A 13,299-nucleotide genomic window follows, 5' to 3' on the forward strand; every position below is an offset into this window, starting at 1 on the left:
CTCAGAATCAGTAACGGGCTGGCGAACCAGCCCGTAAAGGGGCGGCTACTGGGTGACCAGTGCGGAGCCGCCAGTGCTATTTTGTGCAGAAGAGAACAGAGGAGTGCCCGCGCCAGGTGCCGCTTTCAGCACCCAAACGCGACCATAGTGGTTAAACCATCCTGCCATATGACCGGCCTGCTCACCGATGCCCTGATAGATATCAAAGTGCTGGCCTTTAATAGCCCCGCCCACATCCAGCGAGACCATCATGCGCATCTCATATTTTCCGGTAAATTTACCGTTGTTGTCCAGTACCGGAACTTCAGCCAGCAGCGCGGTGCCAGGTGGGATCAGGGAGCGGTCAGAGGCTACCGAGGCTTTAGCCACCAGCGGCACCGCGCTCGCACCGCGAACAGGAGCAAAGTTTTCCGGCTTGAAGAAAACAAAGGAAGGATTCTGCTCCAGCAGCTCACGCACCTCAGCCGGGCTGTGTTCCTCACCCCACTTGCGGATCGCCTGCATCGACATATCTTCACGCTTCACTTCGCCACGATCGATCAGCACTTTACCGATGCTGTAATAACCATGACCGTTCTTGCCACCGTAACCAAAGAAGGTCAACGGACGGCCATCGCCATAGTCCACGTAGCCGCTGCCCTGTACATCCATAATGAAGTTATCCATCAGGGAGTTGCTGTAGCCCACAACATAGCGATCGCTCAGCGCGCCGCTGTAAATCTCGGCACGGCTTGGCAGACGGCGGCCTTTAGGGCGCGGCGGCATACGATAAAGAGGGTACTGGAACTCGCCCTGACGGGTATAACGCGCATGGATCACCGGCGTATAGTAGCCCGTAAACTGCACGTTGCCGTAATTGTCTGTGCCTTCCATCTGGTAAGCATCCAGGCCGAACTGGCGTAGCTGACGGGTATCGCCTCCTGCCATCAGCCAGGCCTTAACAGAACTGAAGGTGTTGGTCTGGCGCGAATATATGGCGGGTGAAGCGAACTGAATTTCGCTGACCTGATCGCCAAAATCTTTACCATTGACAGGCCGCCCTTTGGCATTGGGCTGATTCACCAGACCCAGTGGCTGCTCAAGCTTGCCATCTTTATATTGCTGGCCACGATCCGTCGGTTTGGAAGAACATCCCGCCAGCAGGGCAATCAACGCCCCGGTTACTGCATACTTAGCCCAACTACCTTTCATTATCTTGTTGCCCATTCAGCGGAATTCCTCGCCGAAGATAGCAAAGGCACCGGGAGAATTAAACGGGACAAGGGTAAAGATAGGGGTTTGATGGATAACTCTACAGAAGATGGGGAAGAATTAAGCAGGAAGCGTTAAATTGATGGGTTTGTTGCAAAAAGGGGTTGCAACCAGACTCACTCAGAGTATAGTGCGCTTCCACAGACGCGGGATGGAGCAGCCTGGTAGCTCGTCGGGCTCATAACCCGAAGGTCGTCGGTTCAAATCCGGCTCCCGCAACCATTTCTTCTGAAATGTCTGTGAACAGCAGGACCTGTTGTGACGGAAGCAACAGTATATCGGACGCGGGATGGAGCAGCCTGGTAGCTCGTCGGGCTCATAACCCGAAGGTCGTCGGTTCAAATCCGGCTCCCGCAACCACTTCTTCACGGAAGTGTGCAGTACAGTAAGACCTGTTGTGACGGAAGCAACAGCATATCGGACGCGGGATGGAGCAGCCTGGTAGCTCGTCGGGCTCATAACCCGAAGGTCGTCGGTTCAAATCCGGCTCCCGCAACCAATTTAACACCTTAACGGGTGTTTTTTTGTTTCTGGCTTTTGAAAATCCTTTTTCTTCCCCTGTAAACTCTCCCTTTTCTTTCAAACCTGATTTTCAGGGTGAGCACTACCCCACCCCGCTCTACTGACTATTTCCTTGGTGCTAATGATGCCCCGCTTGCGAAGTAAGCTTTTATCCCCGCCAGAATGGAATCCGCAACCTGATGCTGGAACCGCGTGGTGCGCAGCTTACGCTCTTCTTCCAGATTACTGATAAACGCCGTCTCTACCAGGATAGAAGGGATATCTGGCGCTTTAAGTACCGCAAACCCAGCCTGATCTACCGTCTTCTTATGCAGGTGATTGACTTTGCCCATGCGGGACAGCACCTCTTTACCAAATTTAAGGCTGTCATTAACCGTCAGGCTTTGCACCATATCGAACATGGTGTGATCGAGATAGCGGTCCCCGCTCATACTGACACCCCCAATCAGATCCGATTCGTTCTGAGTCTGTGCAAGATAGCGGGCAGCGGTACTGGTCGCCCCTTTGGTGGACAGGGCAAACACCGAAGAGCCCCGGGCAGCACGGCTGGTGAAGGCATCCGCATGAATCGACACAAACAGATCCGCACGTTGTTTACGCGCTTTAGCGACCCTGACTTTCAGGGGAATAAAGACATCCTCATTGCGGGTCATATGGGCACGCATATTGGGCTCTTTATCGATCAGCGATTTCAGCCGCCGGGCAATCTTCAGTACGATATCTTTTTCACGGGTTTTGTGTTTGCCAATCGCCCCGGTATCTTCCCCGCCATGCCCCGGATCAAGCATGATCACTATTGGACGGTCCCTTCCCGCTTTACCGGGTAAAGGAGCCGTCGCAGGCTGGCTGCTCTCCAGATTACCTTTGTTGTAATCCTCCATTAACGCCAGCAGGGGGTCGTCGGCATGATCGTAGCTGCTGCCTTTGGCGGGATAGAGATCCATCACCAGCCGGTTTTTAATCCCCGCCACCGGATCCAGGGTGAAAACACGCGGCGTGACGTTCTGCTTAAGTTCCAGCACCAGCCGTACAGTGTGGGCATCAAACTGGCCTACACGCGCATTTTTAATATAGGGATCGTCGCTGCGGACCAGATTACCCACCCCTTTCAGAACATGATTGAGATGGATATTTTTAATATCCACAACCACCCGTTCAGGATGGCTGAGCGCAAACTGTTTATATTTAAGGGGCCGGTCAGATTCCAGCGTTAAGCGGGAGTAGGTAGAAGAAGGCCAGATACGGATAGCCACCGCATGACTGCTGGCAGCCAGGCCCACCTTACTGACGCTGAGCAGCAAGACGGCTCCTGCGCTTTTTAACAACCGGCGTCTGCCAGGAGAGGGTAAATCGGACATGCTGCTCCACTTCCATTACTGTTTTGTGTCTGAAAAAAAGCCAAATGACTACAAGGTGCAAAAACTTTAGCGAATCCCTTTGGCAGTGTCACCCGAAAAAATCGATATAATGCAGTGCATTAGCCGTTCGGGTGGCCACTAAAGCGGAAAAACCCGGCAAAATTGCCCCTTGCGCCTGGCCTCTAAAAGAATAAAAATACACTTTTAGCGAATAATAATTCATAGAGGGTTTGCCGTGAAGGAACGTAGTACCGAGCTGGTTCAGGGATTTCGTCATACCGTCCCCTATATCAATGCCCACCGTGGTAAAACGTTTGTCATCATGCTCGGTGGCGAAGCCATTGAACACGAGAACTTCTCAAGCATCGTCAATGATATTGGCCTGCTGCACAGCCTCGGCATTCGCCTGGTGGTGGTGTACGGCGCCCGGCCTCAGATTGACGCTAATCTGGCTGAACATCAGCTGGAACCCATTTATCACAAGCATACACGAGTCACGGACGCGCAATCGCTTGAACTGGTCAAGCAAGCTGCCGGTCGTCTGCAGTTAGATATTACTGCCCGCCTCTCTATGAGCCTGAATAACACGCCGCTGCAGGGTGCGCATATCAATGTGGTCAGCGGCAACTTCATCATTGCTCAGCCGCTGGGCGTGGATGATGGCGTTGACTACTGTCACAGTGGACGCATCCGGCGCATTGATGAAGAGGCGATCCACCGGCAACTCGACAGCGGTGCCATCGTACTGATGGGGCCGGTGGCCGTTTCCGTCACTGGCGAGAGCTTTAACCTCACCTCTGAAGAAGTCGCCACGCAGCTGGCTATCAAGCTTAAAGCGGAAAAAATGATCGGCTTCTGTTCAGAGCAGGGCGTGACGAACAGCGAAGGCAACGTTATCTCTGAACTGTTCCCCAACGATGCCCAACAGCGTATTGAAGATCTGGAAAAAGAAGATGATTACCTGTCGGGTACGGTTCGTTTCCTGCGCGGTGCAGTAAAAGCCTGCCGCAGCGGCGTCCGGCGCAGTCACCTGATCAGTTATCAGGAGGATGGGGCCCTGCTGCAGGAGCTCTTCTCTCGTGACGGTATAGGCACGCAGATTGTGATGGAAAGTGCAGAGCAGATCCGTCGCGCCACCATCAACGACATTGGCGGCATTCTGGAGTTGATCCGGCCGCTTGAGCAACAGGGTATTCTGGTTCGCCGCTCGCGTGAGCAACTGGAGATGGAAATCGATAAGTTCACCATTATTGAGCGTGACAACCTGACTATCGGCTGTGCGGCGCTCTACCCCTTCCCGGAAGAACAGATTGGTGAAATGGCCTGCGTCGCCGTTCATCCGGATTACCGCAGCTCATCCCGCGGCGAGGCGCTGCTGGAGCGAGTAGCGTTACAGGCTCGTCAGATGGGGCTGAATAAATTGTTCGTGCTGACTACCCGCAGCATCCACTGGTTCCAGGAGCGTGGCTTTACGCCGGTGGATATTGAAGTGCTGCCGGAAAGTAAAAAAGAGATGTACAACTATCAGCGCCGTTCCAAAGTGCTGATGGCCGATCTGCGCCACGCCCGCCTGATGGCCTGACGCGTGGAAGAAAACTGTCCTACCGCTGCTGTTGAGGGACAGGAAAAAGCTTAACGAACTATTGCTGCCCGATAAAAAGCAAAACGCCCGGTGAAGATCACCGGGCGTTTTTGCGTTCTCGCCTCAACTGACGTGGCTCACCTGCGCGCTTATCCCTGCCCCGACTGAAAAAACTGCCGGGCGGTTACTCCACCAGCCTCTCTACCAGCCCACTTCGCCTCAGGGTGCGCATTTTAACCGCGCTGTGCAGCACAGGTGTTTCTGCATAAAGCGTCAGACGCTGTTTGGCCCTGGTGATGGCGGTATAGACCAGCTCACGGGTCAGTACCGGGGTGTACTGTACGGGCAGGACCAGCAGCGTATGCTCAAACTCTGAACCCTGCGATTTGTGTACGGTCATGGCCCAGGCTGTATCATGCGGCGGCAACCGGCTGGGCAGCACCGCTTTGATACTGCCATCGGGCAACGGGAAGAAGACCTTAAGTGCCCCTTCCTCATCCGGCATGGCGATACCAATATCGCCGTTAAACAGCCCCAGCGTGCTGTCGTTGCGGGCAATCATCACCGGACGGCCCACATACCATTTCCCGGCCGGTCCTGGTGAGCGGCGAATCAGTCCCGCCCTGAGCAGAGAAACTTCGATGCGCTCGTTAAGCCCCATCACGCCAAATGGCCCTTCGCGTAGGGCGCACAGCAGCTGGAAACGGCCAAAAGCTTTTAACACTTCCTGAGGTTCAGCGCCCTCTGCCAGGCAGCTAAGGTAGTGCCGGTAGCCCACAACGCCCGCAGAAAGAAGATGCTGATAAGCCTCGCTGCTGTTCAGTGAGAAGCGCTCGATATCGGTAAATCCGCTATCAAAAACCTTTTCCACCTGCCGCGTTTCCCCGGCATTCACCGCCAGTGCAAGCTGACCAATACCGGAAGAGGCATCAAAACGGTAGCTTTTACGCAGCAGGCAAATACTGTCGCGCACCAGAGGAGCCTGAGCGTCATTATTTCCTTCGACTGCGTAGCCGGTGAGTTCAGAGAGCTCCGCCGCCCGTTCAGGGCTGTAGCCCGCTTCCGCACAGCGGCAGATATCGCCCAGCACGGCCCCGGCTTCTACTGAAGCCAGTTGATCGCGATCGCCAAGGAAAATGACCCTCGCGTGTGGCGGTAAAGCAGCAATCAGGTTCGCCATCATCGGCAAATCCACCATTGAGGCTTCATCGACCACCAACAAATCCAGGTGCAAAGGATTACCGGCGTGATAGCGCATTCTCTGGCTGCCAGGTACCGCGCCCATCAGTCGGTGCAGCGTGGTCGCTTCGGCCGGGAAGCGCTGTTTCTCTTCGTCGCTGACATCCAGCTGTTGCAGCGCTTTCCCCAGTGATTCGGTCAGCCTTGCGGCAGCTTTGCCCGTAGGGGCGGCGAGGCGGATACGCATCGCACCTTCAGACAGCGCCAGCATTGTCGCCAGTAATTTTGCTACCGTCGTGGTTTTCCCGGTTCCCGGTCCGCCAGAGATCACCGCGATTTGCCGGGTGATGGCGACCGCCGCCGCAATTTTCTGCCAGTTATCCGGCTGCAGACCAAACTGCTTATCCAGCGCGGCCCGCACCAGCGAACGATCAAACGCAGCAACAGGAGACTCACGGACAATAAACTGCGCCACATGGCCCTCAGACTGCCACATACGGTGCAGGTAGAGACGCTGTTGATGCAGCACCAGCGGCGTGGCCGTTGTTCCATCACCTACCGCATGGGAGCCCTGCAGCAGAGCCAGCCAGTCCGGCTCTCCGGCTGCCTGCCAGAGTTGACGGGCAAATTCAGGATGGCGTCCATCAAACAGCGACTGCTCGGTAAGCTGCACCAGCGGCAGGCAAACGTGTCCTTCCCCCGCTTCTGCACTGACACAGGCCGCCGCCAGCATCAGCCAGGGCTGCTCTTCGCTGGCCACCATACCGGCAAACTGAACGTCCAGAGAACGAAACAGCCGTTGTTCGCAGCCCTGCTGCAGCAGGGCAATTATTCCTGACATAAATCCTCATGCTCTTTCCCGGCAAACAGGGCATCCAGCGATGCGATGAAGGCCGCATCTGGCCGGGTCCGGTAGATCCCGTTCCCGCCGGCTGAACCGTCGATACCGCGTAAAAACAGATAGAATACGCCACCAAAGTGCTGCTGATAGTCATAATCAGCCAGTCGGTGGCACAGATAACGGTGAAGCGCCAGGCTGTAAAGCTGGTACTGCAGGTCATAACGATGGGCCTGCATTGCGTGGGCCATCGCTTGCGGGGTGTAATCCTCTGCCGAGGCACCCAGCCAGTTAGATTTATAATCCAGCAGGTAGTATTTCCCCTGCCAGCAGAATACCAGGTCAATAAAGCCTTTAAGCATCCCCTGCACCTGCTGAAAATTCAGCGGCGGGCAGGTTGCCGACAGCTCATCATGCTGACGGATCAGGGAGTCCAGGCTGCTGGCTGAAAGCATCTGCCTGATGGGAAGGTAAAACTGTAATTCTACCTGGCGTTTGTCGGCGGGCAGCTGGCTCAGGCTGACACCCGTTTCATCCAGCGGCGTTTGCAGAATACACTCCAGCCACTGCTTCATTACCGGCAGCCAGGCAATATCATGCCCCTGAGCCAGCAACTGCTCACTCAACCACTCCTCATCAACCGGCTGAGTGAAATCCAGCCCCTCAAACAAGCTGTGCAGAAATGTGCCCGGCGCAGCCCCACGGGGGAAGCTGTGCGGCGTGAGTTCCGCCACCCTCTGAGCCTGGCTTTCGCCTGCTGCGTCCACATCCAGCCGGGGAAGAAGATCAAAGGCGGCCGAGTGGCCATGCTGCTGGAGCCCGGAATAGCTGGTAACGCGCCATTCATCACGCAGCGAACGGGTGATTTGCTGGCTGGTGAGCGTTTGCTCTGCCGCCTGCTGAGGCCGCCACGGGGTGGTATCCGGTGCTCCGGCAATGACGATATCCGAAGCAGCACTTTTCAAAGCCTGAAGCTGGTCACGCAGTTGGCTGGCATCCGCCGCTTCCCCCTTTTGCACCAGATAGCCCAGTGCGCTGTGGTGCAGGTCGCTGCTGCCCTCTTTCTTGCGGTTGCCTTTCACCAGCGGTGCAATGCCGACGCTGCAATGCCAGACTGAGCGGGTCAGGGCAACATAGAGCAGCCGCAGATCCTCAGCCAGACGCTCCTGTTCCGCCAGTTCCACGCTCTCTTCATCGTTGTACAGGTCAAGAAACGCCTGAAAACTTTCGCGATCGTGGTAGATGCCCTGGCCTGCCTCACGATAATTAGCGGCAAACGGCAGCCAGACCAGCGGATACTGTAGCCCTTTGGATTTGTGAATAGTGACAATCTGCACCAGGTGACGATCGCTCTCCAGCCTTAGCTGCTGGCTGGAAGACTGTCCGTTGGGCTGCGCGACTTCCTGCGCCAGCCAGCGGACCAGCGCATATTCGCTGTCCAGTTGGGCTGAGGCTTCCTGCAACAGTTCGCCAAGATGAAGAAGGTCGGTCAGCCGCCGTTCGCCGCTCTCTGAGGCCAGCAGGTTTTCTGCAATATGCCGGTTCACCATCAGCTCACGCAGCATCGGCAGAACGCCACGTTTAAGCCAGCGCTGGCGGTAGCGGTCAAACTCATCCACCAACGCATCCCAGGCGCGCTCATCCTGGTTCAGGGCATCCAGCGTGGGCGCATCCAGACCAAAAATACTGGTCGCCAGCGCACTGCGCAGCACCCGCTCCTGTTCAGGCGCCAGAACGGCCTGCAGCAGCCATAGCATTTCACGGGCTTCGGGCGTGGTGAAAACGCTGTCACGGTTTGAGAGGTAAACGGAGGGAATAGCCAGGCTGTTCAGGGCTTCCCTCATTACCGCGGCTTCCCCGCGGCTACGAACCAGAATAGTGATATCCGAAGCCTGCACGGGGCGCTGTTGTTCACCCTTACCCAGCAGCGCGGTGCCCTGCTGACCTGCGGTCAGCCAGTGGCAGATATCGGCAGCGCACTGACGTGCCATAAACTGTTGATAATCCGTCACGCCAACGCCGTCCCCCGGCTGTAGCCAGAAGCGTAAGGCGGGCTGCTCTTGCCCCTCCAGGGTAAAGCTGAGCGCCGCATTGGGGGCCGCAGGCTGTACGGCCAGAAAAGGAATATCACTGAACAGAAAAGGGTGCTGCTGCTGCGAAAACAGCTGATTTACGCTGTTCACCATGCCAGGGGAAGAGCGCCAGTTAGTATCCAGCGTATAGTGGGCGCTGACTTCGTTACGCGCCTTCATATAGGTGAAAATATCCGCCCCGCGAAAAGCGTAGATCGCCTGTTTGGGATCGCCAATCAGCAGCAACGCGTGCTCCGGTTGCCCGACATACAGCGTGCGGAAAATACGGTATTGCTGAGGATCGGTGTCCTGGAATTCATCAATCAGCGCAACCGGATAGCGGGATCGAATCGCCAGCGCCAGCGCCTCACCGGTAGGTTGCTGCAATGCGGCATCCAGCCCGCCCAGCAGGTCATCAAAGCCCAGCAGCGCATTCAACCGCTTCTCTTTCTGCGTGACGAAACGGATTTCGCTCAACGCCCGCGCTATCACCAGCTCACGCAGCGAGAGCGGTTCCGCCAGAAAGCGGTCAATTTCAGTAAACAGCGGATGCTGAGGCGCCTCGCCTTTTTTGGTTTTATCCAGTAAGACGTTCTGCCCAAAGCGTTCAAGCTCTTTGGGAAAACTGTAATCTTCGGTCTCTTCTGAAGCCCACTGCGTCAGTTTATCCAGCCAGGCTGGTAAATGCTTACTGCTGTAACTGCGCTTATCCACACCGGACTGCGCGATGAGATCGTGCAAATTTCCGGCAGCAAGCCACGCGGCTTTTATCCGCAGAATTTCGGCGATGATTTTTTCGTGCCGTTCGGTGAAGGTTTCTTCCAGGTTGGGCGGGTTCTTCAGCGCAGGCGCTTCACCGCTGAGCCACGGAGAGAGCGTGGTCAGTAAGGGTTCCGGCCCCTGCCAGAGCTGAGACATCACCCTGGCGATCGGCAGTGGCAAAGGATGGCAATGACGACGCCAGAAGTCCGCCGCTGCCTGACGGCGCAGCGGGAGCTCATCCTCGATCAGTTGCTGTTCAAACAACATGCCGGACTCGAAGGCGTTGAGGTTGAGCATTCGCTGGCAAAAACCGTGGATGGTGAAAATGCCTGCATCATCCATTTGCCTCTCAGCCGCCAGCAACCGGGCAGCCGCCTGAGTCTTATCAGGGATTTGATCCAGCAACCGGGCAAGCATCGGATCGGAAGTCTGACCCCGGACGCAGGCAATACGCAGCCTGTGGATATTCTCGCGGATGCGGCCACGCAGTTCTGCTGTGGCGGCTTCGGTAAAAGTCACCACCAGAATTTCTTCCACCGGAAGGGGACGGGAATAAGCCGCTTCGCCCCCCAGCCCCAGCAGCAGGCGCAGGTAAAGCAGCCCGATAGTGAACGTTTTACCCGTGCCTGCCGAGGCCTCAATAAGCCTTTCGCCCTGCAAAGGCAGCGTTAAGGGATCAAGAGGCTGGGCATATTGCATCATGGTTTATCGCTTTTTACCGGGAAGGATTGCTGCAGTCTGGACACTTCTTCCCAGTTGGTAAAGCCTTCCGGCTTCGCATAATCTGCTTTCTCATGCTGGCTGCCTGAAATTTGTGATAACAGCGCCAGCCCCTGCGGTTGCATTACCGCATCATGGAAAAACGTCGCCATTTTGGCGGGCGTCAGTGCCTGGATCTGCGCAATCACTTTCTCACGGGTATCAAACTTATAGTTTTCCCGGTTGAAATCTTTACTGAAGCGTCCGGCCTCTTCATCCAGGGTTTGAGGGCGCTGTTTCAGCTCGTTGATCATCGCCATCTGATACTGAGCAAAATCCTCTTTGCTCATCTCCCGCAGCCTTTTTTCCGCTGTCGGATAGAAAGCCTGAAAACGGGTTAACAGATAAGCCGGTTGCTTCACATTACTTTGCAGCAGGAAACCGATCCCCCACTGTCTGCCCACTGGCATCTGGAAGGTGAAGACCGCATAACCAAGCTGCTCTTCGGTACGCAGTTGGTTATAGAACCAGGGCTGGATGATCTGGCTGAGCAGCGCGCTGCTGGCGATACTTTCATATTCCGGATATCCCAGCGGGACATACAGCGCGGCGAGAGCCGAATCGGTGCTGCTTCCGGCCTGCTGCAGATTAGCGGACGTTTTTTTGTCGATAACCAGATACTGGCTGTGCCACCAGCTCTGACCTTCACAACTTAGCTGGGAGTGAAGATCCGTCGCCAGTGATTTGGCGTTCTCTTCGCTGATGTTACCCACCACCATCAGCTCTGGCGTGGATTTCTCCAGCAGCATTTTGCGATAGGCAGCCAAATCTTCAAGCGTGATACCCGCCACCAGCGCCCGACGTTCGCTGCGCTGAGTGTAAGGCAACTGTGAAAGCATCTGGGCAGGTTGAATCGCCAGTTCAAAAGCTTTGCCCTTCTCCGCGGAAGCCAGACGCTCCAGATACCAGGACTTCGCCTGATCCAGCAACTGTTGATCGGGCTGATAGCTGGCATAGTTCTTCAGTAGCTGTTTCATCAGTTCCGGCAGATGCTGCGTAAAGCCACTGGCGTTAAAGGTCACGCCATCGTCTTCGCCCGTGGAGAAGCTGATCCCCGCCACCGACGCCTGGGAGTTCAGCTCATCCAGCGCCAGCCCGGAGAGGTAATCGTTCAGGCCGTAAAGCACCTGGTTTTTTGCCGTGCTCATCGCCTCTTTGTTACGCAAGGCCAGAGTGATGCTGGCTTTAGGATCGTCGGCATAGAACTGGCTGGGCATATAGAACACCCGCAGGCCTGACTGGTTAATCACTTCAGCAGGATGTTCGTATTTGTGCTCAGGCTTAATTAAGGTGAAATCATCCGGGATATAGGGATTCAGCACCGGCAGCGACAGATCGATTTTTTCGCTGGCTGCCTGCCAGCGGGTAAATTGCGCCGCAGTCAGGGTATCGACCTGGTAAGGCGCGTCTACAAAGTAAGCCATTTTATTGTGTGGCTCATCGGGACTGATATACCAGATACGGGCATTCTGCAGCGTCATCCCTTCAAGGCGATCTTTGATGGCCTGCGGATCGTAACGATCGGCAATATAAGAAGCATCCAGCGTGTCGGCTACAGGTACGCGCAGCATGGTGTCGGCCAGCCATTCGATATAATCCATATCCCTGGTGATCGACGGATAGCGGAAATCAAGATTCAGCACGTTAGCCACTTCATCGAAATAGCGTTTATCGATGCCGCCGTTACGCAGTTTATTGAGATAGCTGAAGATTGCGGCTATCACCTCATCCCGGTTTGCCTGCCCTTTATCGGTCAGTGACACGGAAATTGAGAACACGCCGCCGTTGCGGTCAACCATCGGGTCCGCGCCGGCAGTGATGGAATCCGCCAGCCCCTGACTTTGCAGCCAGTCTGACAGGGTGTTTTTACTGCGGTTGCCGATCAGATAAGCAATCAGCGTATCGGTTTTGCTGCGGAATTTGTCGCTGTTGTTGTCGATACGGAATTCAATTTTTAACTGCTTGCGGGGCTGTGCCGGCACGTAGTGGATCAGAATACCTTTCTGCTTGTCAGTCACCACCGGCGCAGTGATAGCAGGCACTGTGGCATTGCGATTCTCCACCCGACCAAAGGTTTTAGCCGCAAGGGTCTGCAACTCACCCAGCGGCTTGTTGCTGTAAATCACCGCTTTCATCAGGTTGGCAGAGTAGTAGCGCTGATAGAACGCGGTCAGCGCATCGTGCAACTTGCTGTCAGGTTTGTCTTTCAACGTCTCAAGATTGCCGCCGGAGAACAGGGAGCTGGGGTGGTCAGGGTTCAGCGTTTCGGCCCCAACCTGCGCCATGCGTAACCCGTCGCGTGAGCGGGCCATAGTCAGTTCAGCATTCACCGCATGACGTTCGCGCTCGGCATTGACCGGGTCGAGCAGAGGTTCCGCAATAGCATCGGCCAGCCGATCCACGGCGGGTTCCAGCGCATCATTTTCCACTTCAAGGTAGAAAGCGGTGCGATAGGAGGCGGTACTGGCGTTATGGCTGCCACCGTGACGCTTAAGATACTCCGCCAGATTATCAGGCGAAGGGTAGCGTTTTGAACCCATCAGCAGCATGTGTTCAAGGTAGTGCGCCAGCCCCTGCTGGTTGCGGGGGTTATCCAGAGAGCCCACCGGGATCGTCAGCGCCGAAAGCGATTTTGTCGCCTGAGGATCGGACACCAGCAGCACCGTCATGCCATTGTCCAGTTTGATCGCCTGATACTCACGGGGATCTTTTTCACTTTTGCGGATAGCGTCAGGGATAAGCTTCCATCCTGGTTGCGCCTGAGTCAGTGAACTCCAGAAGGTAAACAGCAGGAAAAGCGGGGTGAACCAGACTGCATAACGACGCATTCATACTCCTCGACGATCTAATCTTCTGGCTGACAGAGACTTAACGTTCAGCAACAGAGGTTTAACCTGGATAGTTCCCCTTCCGGCTGTGGACGAAAGGGAGCAAAAATCTAAAAAACGGCAAAGGGTTATAAAGTAACACTACAGG

General features: G+C 55.6%; 6 protein-coding genes and 3 tRNA genes. 4 read left to right on the plus strand and 5 right to left on the minus strand.

All coding sequences use genetic code 11. The features are described from left to right. Positions 1 to 45: 45 nt before the first annotated feature. The gene (gene mltA / locus VRC33_RS18080) at positions 46 to 1,191 is read right to left on the minus strand and encodes a murein transglycosylase A (protein WP_338564348.1); all 1,146 of its coding nucleotides are present in this window, start codon (positions 1,189 to 1,191) and stop codon (positions 46 to 48) included. A 205-nt stretch (positions 1,192 to 1,396) separates the two neighbouring features. On the opposite strand from mltA, the gene VRC33_RS18085 reads away from it, so the two are divergent. The 3 genes from VRC33_RS18085 (at position 1,397) to VRC33_RS18095 (ending at position 1,750) form a co-directional block, all read left to right on the plus strand. Further along, a tRNA-Met gene (locus tag VRC33_RS18085) sits at positions 1,397 to 1,473 on the plus strand. 61 nt (positions 1,474 to 1,534) lie between these two features. Then, a tRNA-Met gene (locus VRC33_RS18090) sits at positions 1,535 to 1,611 on the plus strand. Positions 1,612 to 1,673: 62 nt separating this feature from the next. Beyond that, positions 1,674 to 1,750, plus strand: a tRNA-Met gene (locus VRC33_RS18095). 127 nt (positions 1,751 to 1,877) lie between these two features. On the opposite strand, the gene amiC is transcribed toward VRC33_RS18095, so the two are convergent. Continuing rightward, positions 1,878 to 3,131 (minus strand): N-acetylmuramoyl-L-alanine amidase AmiC, encoded by a 1,254-nt coding sequence (gene amiC, locus VRC33_RS18100; protein ID WP_338557870.1) that lies wholly within the window; start codon positions 3,129 to 3,131, stop codon positions 1,878 to 1,880. A 235-nt stretch (positions 3,132 to 3,366) separates the two neighbouring features. Here amiC and argA point away from each other — a divergent pair, with 235 nt between their 5' ends. Further along, on the plus strand, positions 3,367 to 4,713 hold the full coding sequence (gene argA / locus VRC33_RS18105; RefSeq protein WP_338557876.1) for an amino-acid N-acetyltransferase: 1,347 nt from the start codon (positions 3,367 to 3,369) through the stop codon (positions 4,711 to 4,713). A gap of 184 nt (positions 4,714 to 4,897) precedes the next feature. Here argA and recD read toward each other — a convergent pair whose 3' ends face one another. From recD to ptrA, 3 genes are read right to left on the minus strand one after another with little or no spacing between them, the layout of a single operon-like run. Continuing rightward, the gene (gene recD, locus VRC33_RS18110) at positions 4,898 to 6,733 is read right to left on the minus strand and encodes an exodeoxyribonuclease V subunit alpha (protein ID WP_338557881.1); all 1,836 of its coding nucleotides are present in this window, start codon (positions 6,731 to 6,733) and stop codon (positions 4,898 to 4,900) included. After that, entirely contained in the window at positions 6,721 to 10,266 is a 3,546-nt protein-coding gene (gene recB, locus VRC33_RS18115) for an exodeoxyribonuclease V subunit beta (protein ID WP_338576805.1), read from the minus strand. The genes recD and recB overlap by 13 nt, the downstream gene beginning before the upstream one ends. Continuing rightward, on the minus strand, positions 10,263 to 13,151 hold the full coding sequence (gene ptrA / locus VRC33_RS18120; RefSeq protein WP_338557885.1) for a pitrilysin: 2,889 nt from the start codon (positions 13,149 to 13,151) through the stop codon (positions 10,263 to 10,265). Before ptrA ends, recB begins: the two co-directional genes overlap by 4 nt. Between the last annotated feature and the right edge of the window lie 148 nt (positions 13,152 to 13,299).

The organism is Erwinia sp. E_sp_B01_1, assembly GCF_036865545.1.
Lineage (GTDB): Bacteria > Pseudomonadota > Gammaproteobacteria > Enterobacterales > Enterobacteriaceae > Erwinia.

Coding starts and splice junctions, on each gene's coding strand:
- mltA (WP_338564348.1), bottom strand. CDS start 1,191: ATGAAAGGTAGTTGGGCTAAGTATGCAGTAACCGGGGCGTTGATTGCC.
- amiC (WP_338557870.1), bottom strand. CDS start 3,131: ATGTCCGATTTACCCTCTCCTGGCAGACGCCGGTTGTTAAAAAGCGCA.
- recD (WP_338557881.1), bottom strand. CDS start 6,733: ATGTCAGGAATAATTGCCCTGCTGCAGCAGGGCTGCGAACAACGGCTG.
- recB (WP_338576805.1), bottom strand. CDS start 10,266: ATGATGCAATATGCCCAGCCTCTTGATCCCTTAACGCTGCCTTTGCAG.
- ptrA (WP_338557885.1), bottom strand. CDS start 13,151: ATGCGTCGTTATGCAGTCTGGTTCACCCCGCTTTTCCTGCTGTTTACC.